Origin of the sequence: Mesorhizobium sp. M8A.F.Ca.ET.181.01.1.1 (assembly GCF_004792025.1) — a bacterium.
Classification (GTDB): Bacteria; Pseudomonadota; Alphaproteobacteria; order Rhizobiales; family Rhizobiaceae; genus Mesorhizobium.
This window is the reverse complement of the sequence record NZ_SRTV01000004.1, coordinates 376,090-395,575: the sequence shown is the minus strand read 5'-3', so window position 1 is coordinate 395,575 and position 19,486 is coordinate 376,090. Positions and strand designations below refer to the sequence as shown.

The following is a 19,486-nucleotide window of genomic DNA, read 5'->3' as shown; positions in this document are numbered from 1 at the left end:
GGTCTCAATTCCTGGTGTTCCAGAAGGACGACTGAATGACGAAAGCTATTGAACAGGCATCGAACGCGACGGGGAAAGATCCCCGGCCGATAAAACTTGCCTGCCGCAATGTCTGGAAACTGTTTGGGACGAACGCCGCCAATTTCATCCGCGAGCGCGACGGCAAGGCCAGCGCAGCCGACATAGCCGGAGCGGGGCTGGTCGGCGCGGTGCGCGCCGTCGACCTCGAAATCCGACAGGGCGAGATCTTCATCATCATGGGCCTGTCAGGGTCCGGCAAGTCGACGCTGGTGCGCTGCATGTCGCGGCTGGTCGAACCGACACATGGCAAGGTCGAATTCGAAGGCAAGGACCTGCTCGAGATTTCCGATGCCGCGCTGATCGAACTCAGGCGCCACCGCATGGGCATGGTGTTCCAGAATTTTGCGCTGCTGCCGCATCTGAACGTGCTCGACAACATCGCCTTCCCGCTCAGCATCCAGGGACAGGATCGTTCGACACGCGAGGCTCGCGCCCGAGAAGTCATCGAACTCGTCGGCCTGCGCGGGCGCGAGCATTTCTATCCGCGCGAATTGTCGGGCGGCCAGCAGCAGCGTGTCGGCATCGCCCGCAGTCTCGCCACCAAGCCGGAAATCTGGTTTCTCGACGAGCCGTTCTCGGCGCTCGATCCATTGATCCGCCGCGAGATGCAGGATGAGCTGATGCGGCTGCAGACCATGCTGCACAAGACCATCGTCTTCATCACCCATGATTTCGACGAGGCGATAGGGCTGGCCGACCGCATCGCCATCATGAAGGACGGCGAAGTCATCCAGATCGGCACGCCGGAGCAACTGGTGGTCAATCCGGCGACCGACTACGTCGCCGAGTTCACCCGTGACGTCGACCGCGCCAAGGTGATTTCGGCACGCAGCCTGATGCGCCCTTGCGATGGCGCCGAACATGGCGGCACGGTGGCGCCGGAGGCCAAGATCGCCAGCTTCTCGGCCAGCATCGTTGCCGCCGGTAAACCGTTCGCCGTGGTCAACGGCACCGGCAAGCCGATCGGCGAGGTGACGCCGCAAGCGGTGATCGATCTTCTGGCCGGCATCGAGCGAGCCGGCGCATGACTGTAACGGCAAGCAGCAGCCAGGCAAGGCCGCCGATTCAACGGTGGCTGGTGATCTGGGTGCTGGCGCTTGCCGCCGTGCTGGTGGTGTTCCTGCTGCAGGACGTCGTCCCTTGGGCTGTCGACTATCCGGCGAGCGCCGTCGTGCCCGTCGCCGACTGGGTCAGCGCGCTGATGGGCTGGATCAAGTCGAACCTGTCCTGGCTGACCCGCTCGGTCACCGCGATGCTCGGCGTGCCGCTCGACTTCGCGCTCAACCTCTTGGCCAAGAATTTCAAGATCGGTCACGGCGCGGACGCTTTCGTGCTGCCGCGTTTGTCCTGGGTTGGCGTCTGTGCGACCGCCTTCATTGCAGGATATGCAGCCGGCGGCAGAAAACTTGGCATGCTGGTTGGCGGCTGTTTCCTCTACATCGCGCTGTTCGGCCAGTGGACCAGCGCCATGCTGACCCTGGCGCTGATCTCGATCGCGGTGCCGTTCTGCATTCTCACCGGGCTATTCGCCGGCATCTGGGCGTGGCGCAAGCCGTGGGCGGAGAGGCTCATCGTCTCCCCTGCCCTCGACCTCATGCAGACGATCCCGACCTTTGCCTACCTGATCCCGATGCTGCTCCTGTTCGGCAACAGCCCGGTCTCGGCGATGATCGCCACCGCCATCTTCGCCACGCCGCCGATGGTGCGGGCAACCATGCTCGGCCTCACGCGGGTGCCCTTGGAGATCGGCGAGTTCAGCGACATGGCCGGCTGCACCGCGCGGCAGAAATTGTGGCGGGTGCTGTTGCCCTCGGCACGGCCGACGCTGATGGTTGGCGTCAACCAGGTGATCATGCTGGCGCTGAATATGGTGATCATCGCCTCGATGATCGGCGCCGGCGGGCTCGGCTACGACGTGCTGCTCGCCCTGCGCGCGCTGAAGGTCGGCGAGGCGATGGAAGCCGGGCTGGCCATCGTCGCGCTCGCCATCGCGCTCGACCGGCTGAGCCAGGCCATCGCCCACAAACAGGCAACAGGCAATGTCCACCGGTCGTCCGCCAGCCCGCGTTTCTGGCGGCGCTACCCCAATCTGACGCTGGCCATTGCGATTCTTGCCGTCACCACGCTGCTCGGCCTGTTCGTGCCGGCTTTCGCGGCCGTGCCGAAGGCGATCACCTTCACCACCGCGCCATTGTGGAAAGCGGCGGTGAACTGGGTGACGATCAACTTCTTCGACATCATCGAAGCGTTTCGGGTGGCGCTTATCCTCAACGTGCTCAATCCGGTGCGCGCCTTCTGCGAAGGATTTCCGTGGCTGGGCGCGGTGTTCCTGCTCGGCCTTGCCGGCTACCAGCTCTCAGGCTTGCGGCTGGCCGCACTTGTCGCGGCACTCACCGCCTTCTGCGCCATCACAGGCCTTTGGGAAAAGACCATGGCGACGGTCTATCTCTGCGGCATCTCGGCCTTCATAGCCTGCCTGATCGGCATTCCGATCGGGCTTGCGGCGGCGCGAAGCGACCGCTTCGAAAAGATCGTCACGCCCGTCATCGACACGCTGCAGGTGTTGCCGTCGTTCTGCTTCATCATTCCGGTGGTGATGCTGTTTCGTGTCGGCGATGTCACCGCAATGATCGCGACGATAGCCTTCGCCGTGGTGCCGGCGATCCGCTACACCAGTCATGGCATCAGGCAGGTGCCGCCGGCACTGATCGAGGCGGCGAAGGTTTCCGGCTGCACGCCGCGCCAGACTTTTTTCCGTGTGCAATTGCCGCTGGCGCTTCCCGAAATCATGCTCGGCGTCAACCAGACGATCCTGATGGCGCTGGCGATGATCATCATCTGCGCCATGGTCGGCACCCGCGACCTCGGCCAGGAAGTGTTCATCGCGCTGTCGAAGGCCGATTCCGGCCGCGGCATTGTCGCCGGCCTCGCCATCGCCTTCATCGGCATCGTCGCCGACAGGCTGTTCAATGCGTGGACGGCGAAGGCACGGGCGAGACTGGGGTAAAACTCAACCGCCGATACCACCAAAAAGGAGAGAAGAGAATGACCAGCAGGGTAGCCAGCTGCACCTGCGGACAATTGCAGATACATTGCCCGCAAGAGCCGACCATGGTGTCGCTTTGCCATTGCCTCGACTGTCAGCGGCGGACCGGCAGTCCGTTTGGCATCGCGGCCTTCTTCGACGCCGCCGCGACCAATATCCGGGGCCTATCGAAGACATTCCAACGCGATTCCGACAGCGGCTTCCCGATCAGCTTCCATTTCTGCGGAGCGTGCGGGTCGACCGTGTTCTGGTATCCGTCACGAAAACCGGAGGCGGTCGCCGTGGCCGTCGGCTGTTTCGCCGATCCGTCCTTCCCGGCGCCGACAAAGTCAGTCTACGACAAGCGCCGCCACGGCTGGGTCGTGGTGCCAGACTGACGCCAAAGCCCGCCTCCTGGGCCACTACTCGGCCGCGACGCCTTTCACCTCGAGATAGCTCTCCATCGAATCGTCCAGCGCCTGCAGCCACGGCGTATGGTGCAGCGGCGCCATGGTGCCGGTCATCAGCGAGCGATAGGAATGATCGCGGAAGCCCATGATGTCATCCGCCTTGTGATGCTCCCATTCCATGAAGGTCTGGTTGACCGCCTCGACGTCGAAGCCGGGATAGTCGGTCTGGTCCATCAATTCCTTGGTGTAGTCGCCCTGGAACCAGATCATCTGCTCGGCGTCCTCAAGCGTCTCCTCGCGGGCGCGCCATTTGGCGCCATGCGCCGCCATCGCCTCGGCCGAGGGCAGCTTGATGCGGCCCATGATGACGTCGCGGGCGAACCAGGCCTGCGCGTCGAACATGTTGAAGGTGTAGAACTGGTCCTGCATGCCGATATAGGACAGCTTCGGGTTCTTCTCCCAGACCACGCCCTCGTAGAGGTCGAGCGGCCACATGCGATTGGCTGTCTTGAGCTTGAGGTCATCGGTCAGGAAGGGGAAGGAATGGAGATAGCCGGTGCACAGGATGATGGCATCGACATCCTTGGTCGTGCCGTCCTTGAAATGCGCCGTCTTGCCGACGACCTTCTGCAGCAGCGGCACCTCTTTCCAATTCTCCGGCCATTTGAAACCCATCGGCTTGGAGCGATAGCTGGAGGTGATCGATTTGGCGCCGTATTTGTAGCATTGCGAACCGATGTCCTCGGCCGAATAGGAGCGGCCGATGATCAGGATATCCTTGCCCTTGAACTCCATCGCGTCGCGGAAATCATGGCTGTGCAGGATGCGGCCGTTGAAGGTCGAGAAGCCCTCGAAATAAGGCACGTTGGGCACGGAGAAGTGCCCGGAGGCAACAACGACATTGTCGAACTCTTCGGAGTACGTCACGTCGTTGGTCCGGTCATGCGCGGTGACAGTGAATTTCTTGGTCTCGTCCGAGAAAGTGACCATGCGCACCGGGCTGTTGAAGCGCACCCATTTGCGCAGGCCCGACTTCTCGACGCGGCCCTTGATGTAGTCCCACAGCACGGCGCGTGGCGGGTAGGAGCCGATCGGCCGGCCGAAATGCTCCTCGAACGTGTAGTCGGCGAATTCCAGGCATTCCTTCGGCCCGTTCGACCAGAGGTAGCGGTACATCGAGCCGTGCACGGGATCGCCATGTTCGTCGAGCCCGGTGCGCCAGGTGTAGTTCCACAGGCCGCCCCAGTCGGACTGCTTTTCGAAGCAGACGATCTCGGGAATCTCGGCGCCCTTGTCGGCAGCCGACTTGAAGGCCCTGAGCTGAGCCAGACCGGACGGCCCGGCTCCAATGACGGCAACACGAGTTTTCATTCCAGGGCCTCCTCTTTTTTGATTTCCCCAGCGAAACAAATTTCACTGACAGGACAGTAATTGGCCCTTCCGTGCTGTCAACAGCGATCTGCGGAAACGGCATTTGCGCACAATCGATTCCTGGCGAATAACCGGCCACGGCCGCACTCAAAGGACCGGCGCATGCGCCACAAGACGGCTTGCCGTTGCGGTTGCGCTGTTGTATCGCCACCTGACATGTTCACCTAGAGTGAAATAAATCCGCGAAGTCCGGGGGGCGACATGGCGAAAGACAGTACCAAGGCCGGGCTTGCCGGCGCCAAACCAAAGCCGCAGCCAAAGGTCTCGGCGGACGGCAAGACCATCCGGGCGCCGCTGACGCAGAACCCGCACGCCATCCGCGATACCCGCGAAAAAGTGCTCGAGGTGGCGATTGGCCGCGAGGTGCGGGCCTTCCGCAAGAAGCTCGGCATCACCGTCGCCGATCTCGCCGTCGCCACCGACATTTCGCTGGGCATGCTGTCCAAGATCGAGAACGGCATCACCTCACCATCGCTGACCACGCTGCAGGCGCTGTCGCGGGCGCTCGGCGTTCCCGTCACCGCCTTCTTCCGCCGTTTCGAGGAAGAACGCAGCGCTGTCTTCGTCAAGGCCGGCCAAGGCCTTGACGTCGAACGCCGCGGCACGCGCGCCGGCCACCAGTACAATCTGCTCGGCCATATCGGTTCCAACACCAGCGGTGTCGTGGTCGAACCCTATCTGATCACGCTGACCGAGGATTCCGACGTGTTCCCGACCTTCCAGCACGAGGGCATGGAGTTCCTCTACATGCTCGAGGGCGAGGTCGTTTACCGGCATGGCAGCAACCTCTATCCGATGAAGCCCGGCGACAGCCTGTTCTTCGACGCCGACGCGCCGCACGGGCCGGAAGAGCTCACGCGGCTGCCGATGCGGTACCTTTCGATTATCTGCTATCCGCAGAATAGCGCGGGTTAGGCACTTGGTTCCTCGCCCCTGTAGTGGGGAGAGGTGGCTCGGCGAAGCCGAGACGGAGAGGGGAGCGCCCTACGAAGGCCCCTCTCCGTCCGCTTCGCGGACACCTCTTCCCCGCCTCTGGCGGGGGCGAGGAACCCAAGTCTTTGGAGGTCAATCCGGCCCAAACCCCTGTGATGTCGCGCTCCCATCATCCAGCTTCGACAGCCACTCGACCAGCGTCGAACGATAGCGCGTCAAGCCCTTGTAGGTGGCGAGTTCCTCCGGCAGGTCGCGTATGACGCGATGCAGGCGCCGCGCCCATTTCGGCTGCGTCACCAGTTCGTCCATCTTGATCAGGTAGCAGCGGATCGGGAAGACGATGCCGTTGGAGCGCGGCAGCCGCCAGAAGCTCTGCAACTCGACCCGCAGGTGCACCTTGTCGCCGACGTTCTCGGGCGTCACCGTTGCCCGGTCCGGGCCCCATTTGTGGTAGTTTTCGGGGCTGGTATCGAGGCGCGGATTGATGGTCATCGTCCAGTTCAGGCGCCTGGCCGGCTTGCCCTGCTGGATATTGGTGAGGAATTTTAGCGCCCTGACGAAAATCCCCTTCTCATGCGCCAGCGGCACCGGCGCGTGCCACTCGAAGAAATTCATGCCGATATCGAAATCGAGCGACCAGTCGGCCTGGGTGGTGACCATGCCGGCATCCATCCACAGATTGCCGTCCCGCTGGTCGAGGATGCAGAAATCGCCCTGGCTCTGGCGGGTGATGTATTCCATCGGCCCGTAAGGCAAAGTCGAGGTGTCGCCGAAGGTGAAGGTGTCATCGATGCCGAGCGGCCGGTTGATCCAGCGCCAGCGATCGCCGTCGCGCTTCAGCGTGAAATGCTCGGGGTAACCCAGCGCCTGCTGCTCCATCAAAAGTTCCAGCAGATCCCAGCCGGCGAGCGTCATGTGCGGCAGCGACTGGCAGCGCAGCGGATCCTCTGCCAGCACCAAAGCGCGGTCCTGCATCTCGGCGACATAGTGTTCGTCGACGTCGATCAGGTTCTCCAGCACCGAGCCCTTCGGGCCGACGACATGCGGCTCGATATTGACGGCATACATGTAGCTGTCTTCGTGGAACGGGAACGGAAACCGCCTGATGTGCTCAGGGCTGTTCCTGAAGGTGAAGTCGTCGCGGAACGTTTCCTTGCGAAAGGTGATGCCCATCAATTCCTCCTAGAGCGGGATGCCCGCTCTATCTCTTTGTTTTAGCCGCATTTCTGCGACGCCAAGTATCCACTTGGCTGCAAAATGCTCTACCGTTCCAGCACCAGCGACCTGCCTTCGAAGCGCGACACGCACGGCATGATCTTCCTGCCGGAACGGTGCTCTTCCTCGCTCAGCCAATGGTCGTTGTGGATGAACTTGCCGTCGCACGAGATGACGTTGGTCTCGCATTGGCCGCAGACGCCGCCACGGCAGAGATAGGGTGGATCGACGCCGGCCGCCTCGATGGCTTCGAGCAGGCTCTGCTGTGAGCCGACGCGGATGGTCTTGCCGCTGACAGCGAGCCTCACGTCGAATGGCAGGCCGGGCTGGGGCGCCGCGAAATGCTCGTAGTGCACGGTCTCCTGCGGCCAGCCGAGCGCGGCGGCGCGGTCGCGCACCCAGTTGATCATGCCGGCAGGGCCACAGACATAGAGATGCGTGCCGAGCGGTTGCGAGGACAACAGCCGGTCGAGATCGATACGCTCCTCAAGGTCATCGTGGTAGAGCCGGACCCGACGGCCGTAGCGTTCCCGGAGCAGGTCGGCATAGGTACCAAGCGAGGCGGTGCGGCAGGTGTAGTGCAGTTCGAAATTGCCGCCTTCGCCAGCCAGTTGCGCGGTCTGCGCCATGAACGGCGTGATGCCGATGCCGCCGGCCAGCATCAGGTGTTTTTTCGCCCTGAGATCAAGCGAGAACAGGTTGACCGGATAGCTTACCACCATCTCCAGCCCCGGCCGGACCTGGTTGTGCATGAACAGCGAGCCGCCACGACCGACATCGTCGCGGCGCACCGAGATGGTGTATTCGCGCGTGTCGAGCGGCGAGCCCATCAGCGAATAGGGATTGAGCCTTGTGCGCTCGCCATCGCGCATCTCGACCACGACATGGGCGCCGCCGGAAAAGGTGGGCAACAACCCGCCGTCACGCCGGCGGAAATGGAAGCGGGTGACCAGGTCATTGACCGGGACAACGTCGCTGACCACGACATCGAGCTTGGTGGTGCCGGTGCTCATCGGAAGATCTCCTCCATTGGAGGAATTTCACTGCGGTCTTCGGCATTGATGCAGACGCCCTGGAACGCGGCAAGGCGCCGGGAATAGTGGTCGCGCACCAGAAGCAGCAGGCCGCAATGCGAACAGGTCGCGGGCTGCGTCGTCACATTTTCGGTAATGCCCTTGCAGTGCACGCACTGCATGCGCCGCGCCAGCGAGCCGCGTTGCTCGGTCTGCATCGAGGTGTGATCGATGCCGGCTTCGAGCGCCACCTGCATGGCCTGGCCGATCAGCCCTTCGGTGCCGGCAAGATAAAGGCGCAAGCCCATATGCGCGTTGGTCAGGGTCTGCTTCAGACGCGGCAGCAGGCTAGCGAAGGACGGCGCAATGTGCAGTTGCGCCGGCTTCAAAGCTTCGAGAGCGGCAACGTATTTGCCGTCGGGACCGGCAATGAAGACGATTTCGGCTCCGTCGAAGAATCCGGCCGGAGCCCTGGCGGCCATGTCTTTTATCGCGAGCGCGCCTTCGGCATCCGCCACGAAAAGATGATGCTTGCCCGGCTGCGGAGACAGGGTCCCGTAAATGGGTCGGCTGATGATGGTCTTGGCTGCCATTCTGTCTTTGTGCCTCGAAACCCCTCGCTGTCGATTATGCCTCAGCCTTTCGCCGTGCGCTTGGTCTTCTTGGGATCGTCGAATGGCAAGGGTTGCGCCGTCGCCTTGATCGATCCGCTCTTGTTGCGGATTTCGAGCTTGGCGTCCTTGACCGCGCAGTCGACGTCGAGCCGGGCGATGCCCATCGATTTCTCGACCAGCGGCGAATACATGGCGCAGGTCACCACGCCGACCTTTTTGCCGTCGCGATAGACCGGCGCGCCTTCATCGGCTGGCTCCTTGCCGTCGAGCAGGACGCCGTAGATCTTGAAGCGCTCCTTGCCTTTCAGGCGATAGTGCTCCTCGGCACCACGGAAACCGGTCTTGCCGGGGCTGACGGTGAATTCGAGGCCGAGTTCCCACAGCGTGTCGCCGGGGCCTTCGTTGTCGAACGGATATTTTTGCGAATTGTCGTAGGGGTAGAACAGCAGGTAGCTCTCGACGCGCAGCATGTCGAGCGTGGTGAAGCGGCATGGAATGATGCCGGCCCCCTTGCCCTCTTCGAGGATCCTGTCCCAGATCGTGCCGGCATCCTGGCCGCGGCAGAAAATCTCGTAGCCGCGCTCGCCGGTGTAGCCGGTGCGCGAGATCATGACAGGGAAGCCGAAGAGCTGCGTCTGCATGTGATGGAAGTAGTTGAGGTCGCGAATGCCCGGCACGTGCTTGGCCAGATAGTCGACCGCCGTCGGCCCCTGCAGCGACAGATCATGCAGATTGTCGTCAAAGCGCAGCGACACGTCCCGGCCCATGGCCGCTCGCTGCAATTCCTCATGGCCGGTGCCCGAGCCGTGCACCACCATCCAGGAATTCGGCCCGGTACGGTAGAGGATACAATCGTCGGTGAATTTTCCCGCTTCGTTCAGCATGCAGGCGTAAGCCGACTTGCCGGGATAGATTTTCTCCACGTCGCGCGTGGTGGCGAGGTCGATCAGGTGCGAGGCGTGCGGCCCTGTGATGTGAACCTTCTTCAGGCCGGAAACATCCATAAGTCCGGCCTTGGTGCGGATGGCGACATATTCCTCATCGGCATCCTTGTCATAGGTCCAGGCGGTGCCCATTCCGCTCCAGTCTTCGAGTTTCGACCCCAGAGCGCGATGGCGATCCGCCAGGGTTGAAAATCTCCAGGATGCCGTCATCCGCTCGTCCTCCGTTCGAAAATCATGCTGTTCCCTGCTCCTTTGCCCGAGGCCGGAGCTTTGGATGGAATATTGACCGCAAACGCGGGAAGCCTGCAATCCCCTTGAAGCAAATAATTTCATTGTCAGGCAAAATTGTTCACTCGAAGCGAGCGGTTAACTCTACGTAAATTCGTCTTGACAAGTCGGGGATTCGAGCGGAACTTATGAAAAAAATTTCACTCTCTTGAAAGAGGGCGGCGGGCGGTGGATTCGGAACCGGGCGTCGGCAAAGAAGGGGAAAACCGATGTCAGACCTGCAGCAGCGCATCGAAGCGCTGTACCGCTCCGATTTGCGCGGATCCGCGCTTCTGATCGTCTGCCTGTGGGCGACGATCCTCTTCGTCCTCCTCATGACTTGGCCATACATTCCGCAGGGCGGCATCAAGGCCGTCGTAGCCATGGCCGCCGCCGCGGTGCTCATCTTCAACACGGCGGCCATCCTGGCGATGGTCAAACACTACAAGGAAGACAAGGAGTTCATCTACGGGCTCGACATCAAGAACGCCGACGCGTCCCGCAACCGCAAGTCCTGAGGGGAGAAACAATGTCCCGCTACACGCCGCCGGAGCAGAGCAAGGCCGCGCAAGTCTTCGACATCGCCGTTGTCGTGGTCGCCATCTTCGTGGCGCTGTGGCTACCGCTGAAGCTTGGTCTTGCCGGGGCCGCAAAATCCATCGATGCACTCGATGCCAAGACCTGGGAAGCGCTCGGGCAGAATCCGACCATGGCCTCGATCTGGGAAAAGCTCGGCTATACGCCGGAGACCGCGCACGACATCATCCAGAACCGGTTCCACTACATCATCGACTGGCCGACACTGATCATCATGGCGGCCGTCCTGATCGGTTATTTCGTGTTCCTGTTCCGGGCATCCGACCGCGAATATCGCGATGTCATCAACGAGAAGTTCGACGACAAATAGAGTTTGGCGACGAAGAATTTGGGGACACGATCATGTGGGTGGCACTCTCTTACGCATGCTGGGGCATCTCGATCGTGCTCGCGCTGTGGATGCTCTACGACTGGTTCAAGATCGATACAAACTACTCCGAGGACGTTCTGACCTCGTCGCGTGAAGGCGAGCTTGAAGCCGCTTCCGAAAAACACCGGATCTGAGTGGGGATTGATCGATGACGGTCGCGCTTGAAAACAACATCACCACCACAATTCACGGCGACCGGGTATCGCTGCTTCGGGTGCTCGGCCCGGCCCATGTCTGGGCGCTCGGTGTCGGCATCGTTCTGGTCGGCGAGTTCACCGGCTGGAATTTCTCGGCCGACAAGGGCGGCGCGCTGGCGGCCCTGATCGTGTGCTGGGTCGTCGGACTGCTCTACACCTCGGTGGCCATGATCGATTCCGAGGTGACGTCGACTGTCGCCGCCGCCGGCGGCCAGTACGCCCAGGCCAAGCACATCGTGGGCCCGCTGATGGCGTTCAACGTCGCGCTGTTCCTGGTCTTTGCCTACACGATGCTGGAAGTGTCTGACGCCATCCTGCTCGGCGACACGATCGTCGCCAAGGCCGGAGTCGAAGGGCTAACCCACAATTCCTTCATCGCCGCGACCATCGTGGTGCTGGCCTGGCTCAACTATCGCGGCGTGCTGATGACGCTCAACGTCAATTTCGTCATCACGGCAATCGCCTATGTCTCGATCGTCGTCCTGTTCTTCTCGGTCAGCCCGTGGACGCAAGGCGCGGTGCTGAAGCTCAACGAACTGGTCACTCCAGGCAACGCGCTGCCCTATGGCTGGATCGGGGTCATTGCCGCCTTCCAGTTCGGCATCTGGTATTATCTCGGCATCGAAGGCACCACGCAGGCGGCCGAAGAGGTGCGCTCGCCCGCACGCTCGCTGCCCTACGGCACGATGGCCGGCATGATCACGCTTCTGATCGCCGCCGCCATGACCTGGTATGTCTGCGCCTCGCTGATGCCCTGGGAATATCTCGGCATCACCTATTATCCGCTGTGGGATGCCGGCAAGCTGACCGGAAGCCCGCTGCTCGAGAACCTTCTGTTCATAGCGACGCTGCTCGCCGCGCTTGCCTCGGCAAACGGCTGCATCAACGACGCGGCGCGCGCCTGGTTCTCGCTCGGCCGCGACCGCTATCTGCCGAGCTGGTTCTCGGCGGTGCATCCGAAATACCGCACGCCCTACCGCTCGATCCTGTTCCTGCTGCCGATCGCGCTGGCCTTCGCCTTCATCGCCGATCTCAACCAGGCGATCACCTTCTCGATCCTGTCGGGGGTCCTGCAGTACACTTTCATGAGCATCAACATCATGATGTTCCGCAAGAAGTGGCCGCTGGGGTCGATCCGCCGCGGCTACACGCACCCCTTCCATCCGCTGCCGGCAATCGTGCTGTTCTGCCTGTGCGTGGTGACCTTCTTCGCCATCTTCCTCGGCTTCGGCTCGCAGTTGATCGCCATGGTCGCTTTCTATTTCCTGATCTCGCTGTGGTTCCACTTCTACCGCTACAAATTCGTGCGGCGTGGCGACCAGTTCACCATGCCGTGGCCGAAACCGCAGGGCTATTGATGGGAGTAGGCCCGCCCAGGATCTGGACGGGCCTTGCACGATAAAATGTCCGAGGTGACATCAGCACTGCTTGCCGGGGCAATTGTCCTGGCTCTCGTCCTTCACTTTGCGTGGCTGGCACGCCGCAGCCGCGACAGGGCCTCGGCCGCGCTCGCCGCCGACGAGGCCAGCATTCGCACCGTCGTCGCGGACGTGGCCAATGTCTCGGAGGGCACGGCCGGCGTCATCACCTGGGAAGGATCGTGGAACGGCCATCATGTCCTGTTGCGCACCATCGTCGACACGCTTGCGACACGAAAGCTGCCGGCGCGCTGGCTGTCGGTGTCCCTTACCGAAAAGGTCGCGGTGCCGGCGGTGTTCGACATGATGATGCGGCCGGGCTCGCCGACGACATTCTCCAATTTCGACCATCTGGACCATACGCTGCCGAAAGCTCCGGGATTTCCGGCCGAAGCGGTGCTGCGGACGGACCGCAGAGGCACGCGTTTTCCGCAAGGCATCATCGCCGGCCATCTCGAACCCTTTGCGGATGGCCGCGCCAAGGAGCTGCTGATCACGCCAAACGGAGTGCGCATCGTGTGGTTGCTGGCCGAGGCCGAGCGGGCACGCTACGGGGTCTTCAGGCAGGCCGCGTTCGGTGACACGCGTATCGATGCGACGCTGATCGAACGGCTGCTCGTATCTCTCTCGAAGCTGCGCGACGCCATCAACCGAAGCGAACGGCAGGCCGCATGAGCACTTCAAACACTTCGCCGGCGCCAGTGAGCCCTTATCTCGTCCTGGGCGCCGCAATCGTGCTGCCGGCAAGCGGGCATGTCATTCTTGGCGTACCGGTGCGCGGACTGCAGTTCCTTTTCTTCATGGTCATTCTGGCCTGGGTGACCGCCAAGATTTCGCCGCCGGATGCCAACTTCGTCGGCCGTCACGCCGGCGGCTTCCTGATCTATGCGCTGTCGATCCTCGACGCCTATAAGATCGCCCGTATCCGCGCCGCCAAATGGGCTCATAATGCCCAGCGCGAGGGCGATGTTACGCAGAGTGGCATTGAGCCGCATACGTAACCAGAGGAAAATTTTTTTCATCCCATTGAATTCAAGGATTTCATTCGGTACATCATCTCTAGTCACAAACGTCGGGAGGCTGACATGTGCGGAATCGTTGGACTTTTCCTGAAGGACAAGGCGCTGGAGCCGAAGCTCGGCGCGATGCTGTCGGAGATGCTGGTATCGCTCAGCGATCGTGGCCCCGACAGCGCCGGCATCGCCATCTATGGCGCGACATCGGGCAACGAGGCCAAGATCACCATCCAGTCGCCGAAGCCTGACCGCGATTTCCGCGGGCTGGACGCCGAACTCGCCAAGGCTCTCGGAGCGCCGGTGAGCATTGCGGTGAAATCGACACACGCGGTGGTCAGGACCACGCCCGACAAGGTCGACGCGGCGCGTGAAGCCCTTCAGTCGCTCAGGCCCGATGTCCGCATCATGGGCGCCGGCGAAGCGGTTGAAATCTACAAGGAAGTCGGCCTGCCGGAGGCCGTCGTCGATCGCTTCGATGTCCGCAAGATGACCGGCACGCATGGCATCGGCCACACCCGCATGGCGACGGAATCGGCCGTGACGACGATGGGCGCGCATCCCTTCTCGACCGGCGCCGACCAGTGCCTGGTGCACAATGGTTCGCTGTCCAACCACAACAATGTCCGCCGCGAGCTGGTGCGCGAAGGCATGAAATTCGAGACCGAGAACGATACCGAGGTCGCCGCTGCCTACCTTTCCTCGCAGATGGCGCACGGCAAGAATCTCGGCGAGGCGCTGGAAGGCACGCTCTCCGACCTCGACGGCTTCTTCACCTTCGTCGTCGGCACCAAGAATGGTTTTGGCGTGGTGCGCGATCCGATCGCCTGCAAGCCCGCCGTGATGGCCGAGACCGACCAGTATGTCGCCTTCGGCTCGGAATATCGGGCACTGACCAAACTGCCCGGCATCGACAATGCGAGGGTCTGGGAACCGGAGCCCGCAACCGTTTATTTCTGGGAGCATTGAGTTCATGCCGGCAACCTCCAAGGCAACGCGCGAAAGCCATGCGCGCGTCTTCGACCTCGACGTCCAGTCGTTGCGGGAACTCAACCAGGCGCTCCATAAGCTGACCGCCGGCTCGAATGAGACGGCATGGGAAGTGCTCAACCCGAAAGGCAACCACTCGGTCGCCGTCGGTGTCGACCAGCCCGTCAGCATCGATGTGCGCGGCAGCGTCGGCTATTATTGCGGCGGCATGAATTCGGGCAGCGCCATCACCGTGCACGGCTCTGCGGGCCCCGGCGTCGGTGAAAACATGATGGCGGGCTCGATAACGGTGAAAGGCGACGCCAGCCAGTATGCCGGCGCCACCGGCAGGGGCGGGCTGCTGGTCATCGAGGGCAATGCCTCGTCGCGCTGCGGCATCTCGATGAAGGGCATCGACATCGTCGTGCACGGCAATATCGGCCACATGTCGGCCTTCATGGCGCAGTCCGGCAATCTCGTGGTTTTGGGCGATGCCGGTGATGCGCTGGGCGATTCCATCTACGAGGCACGGCTTTTCGTGCGCGGCAAGGTCGATAGTCTGGGCGCCGACTGCATCGCCAAGGAGATGCGGCCCGAACATCTGGAATTGCTGCAGGGCCTGCTCGACCGCGCCGGCGTGACTGGGGTAAAGCCGTCGGAGTTCAAGCGCTACGGTTCGGCGCGCACGCTCTACAATTTCAATATCGACAACGCCGACGCGTATTGAGGCAAGATGACGTACCGCAACCCGCCGACGACACCGCGCAAATCCGCGACCTTCGACGACTACACGCTTTCCGAAATCCGCCGCGCCGCGGCGACCGGCATCTACGATATCAGAGGTGCCGGCGCCAAACGCAAGCTGCCGCATTTCGATGACCTCCTGTTCCTCGGCGCCTCGATCTCGCGCTATCCGCTGGAAGGCTATCGCGAGCGTTGCGACACATCCGTGGTGCTGGGGTCGCGGCATGCGAAGAAGCCGATCGAACTGAAAATTCCGATCACCATCGCCGGCATGAGCTTCGGCTCGCTGTCCGGCCCGGCGAAGGAAGCGCTCGGGCGCGGCGCGACGCTGTCCGGCACCTCGACCACGACCGGCGATGGCGGCATGACCGAGGAAGAGCGCGGCCATTCCAAGCAACTGGTCTATCAATACCTGCCGTCGCGCTACGGCATGAACCTGCGCGACCTGCGCCGCGCCGATGCCATCGAGGTGGTCGTCGGCCAGGGCGCCAAGCCGGGTGGCGGCGGCATGCTGCTCGGCCAGAAGATTTCCGACCGTGTCGCCGAAATGCGCACGCTGCCGAAAGGCATCGACCAGCGCTCGGCCTCGCGCCACCCCGACTGGACCGGCCCGGACGATCTCGAGATCAAGATCCTCGAACTGCGCGAAATCACCGACTGGGAAAAACCGATCTACGTCAAGGTCGGCGGCGCCCGCCCCTACTATGACACAGCGCTCGCGGTGAAGGCCGGCGCCGACGTCGTCGTGGTCGACGGCATGCAGGGCGGCACGGCGGCGACGCAGGAAGTGTTCATCGAAAATGTTGGGCAGCCGACGCTCGCCTGCATCAGGCCGGCGGTGCAGGCGCTGCAGGACCTCGGCATGCACCGCAAGGTGCAGCTGATCGTCTCCGGCGGCATCCGCAACGGCGCCGATGTCGCCAAGGCGCTGGCGCTCGGCGTCGACGCGGTGTCGATCGGCACCGCGGCGCTCGTCGCGCTCGGCGACAATGATCCCCGCTGGGAGGCGGAGTACAACGAACTCGGCACCACATCAGGCGCCTATGACGACTGGCACGAGGGCAAGGACCCTGCCGGCATCACCACGCAGGACCCGGAACTGATGAAGCGGGTCGACCCCGTGGCCGCCGGCCGCCGGTTGGCGAACTATCTCAAGGTGATGACGCTGGAGGCGCAGACCATCGCCCGCGCCTGCGGTAAGAACAGCCTGCACAATCTCGAACCCGAGGACCTCGTCGCATTGACGATCGAGGCAGCCGCCATGGCCGGCGTGCCGCTGGCCGGCACCAACTGGATACCGGGGAAGAACGGCTTCTAACACACACCCGAAATACCATAAGCGAGGAACTATAATGGGGAACGATCTCGCCGCTTTCGCCAAAAAGAACGGCGTCAAATATTTCATGATTTCCTACACTGACCTGTTCAGTGGCCAGCGTGCCAAGCTGGTGCCGGCGCAGGCGATCGCCGATATGCAGAAGGATGGTGCGGGCTTTGCCGGGTTCGCCACCTGGCTCGATCTGACGCCGGCGCATCCCGACATGCTGGCGGTGCCGGATCCGGACTCCGTCATCCAGTTGCCGTGGAAACCGGAAGTCGCCTGGGTCGCGGCCAACTGCATCATGGACGACAAGGAGGTCGACCAGGCGCCGCGCAACACGCTGAAGCGGCTGATCGCCGAGGCAGCCGCCGACGGCATGCATGTCAAGACCGGCGTCGAAGCCGAGTTTTTCCTGATCTCGCCTGACGGCAAGGCGATCTCCGACGAATACGACACGGCATCGAAGCCTTGCTACGACCAGCAAGCCGTGATGCGCCGTTACGATGTCATCGCCGAGATCTGCGACCACATGCTGGCGCTCGGCTGGGGCGCCTACCAGAACGACCACGAGGACGCCAACGGCCAGTTCGAGATGAACTGGGCCTTCGACGACGCGCTGCCGACCGCCGACAAGCATTCGTTCTTCAAGTTCATGGTCAAGTCGATCGCGGAAAAGCACGGCCTGCGCGCCACCTTCATGCCCAAGCCCTTCCAGGGCCTGACCGGCAATGGCTGCCATGCCCACATCTCTGTCTGGGACAAATCAGGCAAGACCAATGTCTTCGCCGACAATTCAATGGAGCTTGGCCTGTCGGCCAAGGGCAAGAACTTCCTCGGCGGCATCATGAAGCACGCCTCCGCACTCGCCGCGATCACCAACCCGACGGTCAATTCCTATAAGCGCATCAACGCGCCGCGCACCATTTCGGGTGCGACCTGGGCGCCGAACACGGTGACCTGGACCGGCAACAACCGCACCCACATGGTGCGCGTGCCCGGCCCTGGACGTTTCGAATTGCGCCTGCCGGATGGCGCGGCCAACCCCTATCTCCTGCAGGCGGTCATCATCGCCGCCGGCCTCGACGGCATCCGTTCGAAGGCCGATCCGGGCAAGCGCTACGACATCGACATGTACCAGCACGGCCACACGGTGAAGGGCGCGCCGAAACTGCCGCTCAACCTGCTCGACGCCTTGCGCGAGTTCGACAAGGACAAATCGCTCAAGGCGGCGCTGGGTGAGGAATTCTCGTCGGCATATCTAAAGCTGAAGCACCAGGAATGGAATTCCTATGCCTCGCACTTCACGCAATGGGAGCGCGACCACACGCTGGACATTTGATCGTCCTGGCGGTGCGAGCGACCTCGGAATGAACGTATGAAATACTCGATCTTCTCGCTCGCGCGCGCCGCTCTTTCCGGCCACAAAAACTGGCAACGCACCTGGCGCGACGCTGCGCCGAAGGACCGCTACGACGTGGTGATCATCGGCGGCGGCGGCCATGGGCTCGCCACCGCCTGGTTCCTGGCCAGCGAGTTCGGCATCAAGAATGTCGCGGTGCTGGAAAAGGGCTGGATCGGCTCCGGCAATGCCGGCCGCAACACGACCATCATCCGCTCCAATTACGGCCTGCCCGGCAACACCGGCTTCTACGAATTGTCGATGAAGCTGTGGGAGCGGATGGAGCAGGACCTCAACTACAACGCGATGGTCAGCCAGCGCGGCGTTCTCAACCTCTATCATTCCGACGCGCAGCGCGATGCCTATGCGCGGCGCGGCAACACCATGCGCATCAACGGCATCGATGCCGAACTGCTCGACCAGCCGGCGCTGAAGAAGATGCTGCCGTTCCTGAATTTCGACCATGCGCGCTTCCCGGTGCAAGGCGGGCTGCTGCAACGGCGCGGCGGCACGGCGCGCCACGATGCGGTGGCCTGGGGCTACGCCCACGCTGCCAGTGAACTTGGCGTCGACATCATCCAGAATTGCGAAGTCACCGGCTTTGTCAGGGACGCGAACGGCAAGGTGACCGGCGTCGAGACCTCGCGCGGCAGGATCGGCGCCGGCAAGGTCGGCATGGCGGTTGCCGGCTCTTCCTCGCGCGTCGCTGATATGGCGGGCCTACGCCTGCCTATCGAAAGCCATGTGCTGCAGGCCTTCGTCTCCGAGGCGATCAAGCCGCTCATCCCCGGCGTCATGACGTTTGGCGCCGGACATTTCTATGTCAGCCAGTCCGACAAGGGCGGCCTCGTCTTCGGCGGCGACATCGACGGCTACAATTCCTACGCCCAGCGCGGCAATCTGCCTGTGATGGAGGATGTCTGCGAGGGCGGCATGGCGATCATCCCGATGATCGGCCGCGTGCGGCTGTTGCGCCAGTGGGGCGGCATCATGGACATGTCGATGGACGGCTCGCCGATCATCGACAAGACACCGGTCGACGGGCTCTATCTCAATGCCGGCTGGTGCTATGGCGGCTTCAAGGCGACACCCGGCTCGGGCCTTGTCTTCGCCCATCTGATCGCGCGCGATGAATCGCACAAGGAGGCCGCGCGCTTCCGCCTCGACCGGTTCCGGACCGGTGCGGTGATCGACGAAAAGGGCCAGGGCGCCCAACCGAACCTGCACTGAAGGCGGCTGGAACCATGCGCATTACCTGTCCCTTCTGCGGCGAACGCGACCTCGGCGAATTCACCTATCTCGGCGACGCCAAGCCGGTGCGGCCGGCGGCCGACGCCGGCGAGGACGCCGTCTATGACTATGTCTATCTGCGCGACAATATCGCCGGCGTGATGGACGAGAACTGGTATCACGGCGGCGGCTGCCGGGCCTGGCTGAAGGTCACCCGCAACACGCTGACGCACGAGATTTCGGCCGTTGAGCCGGCAGCGGGCGCCGGGGCGAGGCAGGTTGCGAAATGAGCAAT

At 62.6% G+C, this 19,486-nt stretch carries 21 protein-coding genes; 16 read left to right on the top strand and 5 right to left on the bottom strand.

Annotation, left to right across the window (positions count from 1 at the left end):
* Nucleotides 1-35 precede the first annotated feature (35 nt).
* Genes EN824_RS17675 through EN824_RS17665 form a run of 3 tightly spaced genes read left to right on the top strand, consistent with a single transcriptional unit; the run spans nt 36 to nt 3,504 of the window.
* Nucleotides 36-1,109, top strand: coding sequence for a glycine betaine/L-proline ABC transporter ATP-binding protein (locus tag EN824_RS17675; protein ID WP_135932572.1), 1,074 nt, complete (start codon nt 36-38; stop codon nt 1,107-1,109).
* Nucleotides 1,106-3,088: an ABC transporter permease subunit gene (locus EN824_RS17670; RefSeq protein ID WP_135932571.1), complete on the top strand. Its 1,983-nt coding sequence runs from the start codon at nt 1,106-1,108 to the stop codon at nt 3,086-3,088. The genes EN824_RS17675 and EN824_RS17670 overlap by 4 nt, the downstream gene beginning before the upstream one ends.
* 38 nt (nt 3,089-3,126) lie before the next feature.
* Nucleotides 3,127-3,504 (top strand): GFA family protein, encoded by a 378-nt coding sequence (locus EN824_RS17665; RefSeq protein WP_127278420.1) that lies wholly within the window; start codon nt 3,127-3,129, stop codon nt 3,502-3,504.
* Nucleotides 3,505-3,528: 24 nt separating this feature from the next.
* Here the strand turns inward: EN824_RS17665 and EN824_RS17660 are convergent, their stop codons facing one another.
* Nucleotides 3,529-4,887: an NAD(P)/FAD-dependent oxidoreductase gene (locus EN824_RS17660; RefSeq protein ID WP_127278421.1), complete on the bottom strand. Its 1,359-nt coding sequence runs from the start codon at nt 4,885-4,887 to the stop codon at nt 3,529-3,531.
* A 261-nt stretch (nt 4,888-5,148) separates the two neighbouring features.
* Between EN824_RS17660 and EN824_RS17655 the strand changes: the two genes are divergently transcribed.
* On the top strand, nt 5,149-5,862 hold the full coding sequence (locus EN824_RS17655) for an XRE family transcriptional regulator (protein WP_127278422.1): 714 nt from the start codon (nt 5,149-5,151) through the stop codon (nt 5,860-5,862).
* A gap of 150 nt (nt 5,863-6,012) precedes the next feature.
* Here the strand turns inward: EN824_RS17655 and EN824_RS17650 are convergent, their stop codons facing one another.
* From EN824_RS17650 to EN824_RS17635, 4 genes are all read right to left on the bottom strand, one after another.
* Entirely contained in the window at nt 6,013-7,053 is a 1,041-nt protein-coding gene (locus EN824_RS17650; protein ID WP_135865244.1) for a DUF3445 domain-containing protein, read from the bottom strand.
* A gap of 89 nt (nt 7,054-7,142) precedes the next feature.
* Entirely contained in the window at nt 7,143-8,108 is a 966-nt protein-coding gene (locus EN824_RS17645) for a PDR/VanB family oxidoreductase (RefSeq protein WP_135932570.1), read from the bottom strand.
* Entirely contained in the window at nt 8,105-8,701 is a 597-nt protein-coding gene (locus EN824_RS17640; RefSeq protein WP_135932569.1) for a dimethylamine monooxygenase subunit DmmA family protein, read from the bottom strand. The genes EN824_RS17645 and EN824_RS17640 overlap by 4 nt, the downstream gene beginning before the upstream one ends.
* Nucleotides 8,702-8,742: 41 nt before the next feature.
* Entirely contained in the window at nt 8,743-9,876 is a 1,134-nt protein-coding gene (locus tag EN824_RS17635; protein ID WP_135932568.1) for an aminomethyltransferase family protein, read from the bottom strand.
* Nucleotides 9,877-10,163: 287 nt separating this feature from the next.
* Between EN824_RS17635 and EN824_RS17630 the strand changes: the two genes are divergently transcribed.
* The 12 genes from EN824_RS17630 (at nt 10,164) to EN824_RS17575 (ending at nt 19,481) form a co-directional block, all read left to right on the top strand.
* Nucleotides 10,164-10,451 (top strand): hypothetical protein, encoded by a 288-nt coding sequence (locus tag EN824_RS17630; RefSeq protein WP_127870652.1) that lies wholly within the window; start codon nt 10,164-10,166, stop codon nt 10,449-10,451.
* Nucleotides 10,452-10,462: 11 nt separating this feature from the next.
* On the top strand, nt 10,463-10,840 hold the full coding sequence (locus EN824_RS17625; RefSeq protein ID WP_127870651.1) for a hypothetical protein: 378 nt from the start codon (nt 10,463-10,465) through the stop codon (nt 10,838-10,840).
* 32 nt (nt 10,841-10,872) lie between these two features.
* On the top strand, nt 10,873-11,034 hold the full coding sequence (locus EN824_RS17620; RefSeq protein WP_127280937.1) for a hypothetical protein: 162 nt from the start codon (nt 10,873-10,875) through the stop codon (nt 11,032-11,034).
* A gap of 14 nt (nt 11,035-11,048) precedes the next feature.
* Complete coding sequence (locus EN824_RS17615; protein WP_127280936.1) at nt 11,049-12,455, top strand: APC family permease; 1,407 nt, start codon at nt 11,049-11,051, stop codon at nt 12,453-12,455.
* Between the two features lie 45 nt (nt 12,456-12,500).
* A complete protein-coding gene (locus EN824_RS17610) occupies nt 12,501-13,190 on the top strand; it encodes a hypothetical protein (protein ID WP_189522189.1) in 690 nt (229 codons plus the stop codon).
* The gene (locus EN824_RS17605) at nt 13,187-13,516 is read left to right on the top strand and encodes a hypothetical protein (protein WP_127870650.1); all 330 of its coding nucleotides are present in this window, start codon (nt 13,187-13,189) and stop codon (nt 13,514-13,516) included. The genes EN824_RS17610 and EN824_RS17605 overlap by 4 nt, the downstream gene beginning before the upstream one ends.
* A gap of 84 nt (nt 13,517-13,600) precedes the next feature.
* The gene (locus EN824_RS17600; protein ID WP_127870649.1) at nt 13,601-14,497 is read left to right on the top strand and encodes a glutamine amidotransferase family protein; all 897 of its coding nucleotides are present in this window, start codon (nt 13,601-13,603) and stop codon (nt 14,495-14,497) included.
* A gap of 4 nt (nt 14,498-14,501) precedes the next feature.
* Nucleotides 14,502-15,224: a GXGXG domain-containing protein gene (locus tag EN824_RS17595; protein WP_135916235.1), complete on the top strand. Its 723-nt coding sequence runs from the start codon at nt 14,502-14,504 to the stop codon at nt 15,222-15,224.
* A 6-nt stretch (nt 15,225-15,230) separates the two neighbouring features.
* Entirely contained in the window at nt 15,231-16,559 is a 1,329-nt protein-coding gene (locus tag EN824_RS17590; RefSeq protein ID WP_015318914.1) for an FMN-binding glutamate synthase family protein, read from the top strand.
* Nucleotides 16,560-16,593: 34 nt separating this feature from the next.
* On the top strand, nt 16,594-17,901 hold the full coding sequence (glnT, locus tag EN824_RS17585) for a type III glutamate--ammonia ligase (protein ID WP_135916234.1): 1,308 nt from the start codon (nt 16,594-16,596) through the stop codon (nt 17,899-17,901).
* A 36-nt stretch (nt 17,902-17,937) separates the two neighbouring features.
* Nucleotides 17,938-19,191 carry a sarcosine oxidase subunit beta family protein gene (locus EN824_RS17580; protein WP_127870645.1) on the top strand — a complete coding sequence of 418 codons (1,254 nt, stop codon included), beginning with the start codon at nt 17,938-17,940 and terminating at the stop codon, nt 19,189-19,191.
* Nucleotides 19,192-19,205: 14 nt separating this feature from the next.
* Nucleotides 19,206-19,481: a sarcosine oxidase subunit delta gene (locus EN824_RS17575; protein ID WP_127870644.1), complete on the top strand. Its 276-nt coding sequence runs from the start codon at nt 19,206-19,208 to the stop codon at nt 19,479-19,481.
* Nucleotides 19,482-19,486: the final 5 nt, after the last annotated feature.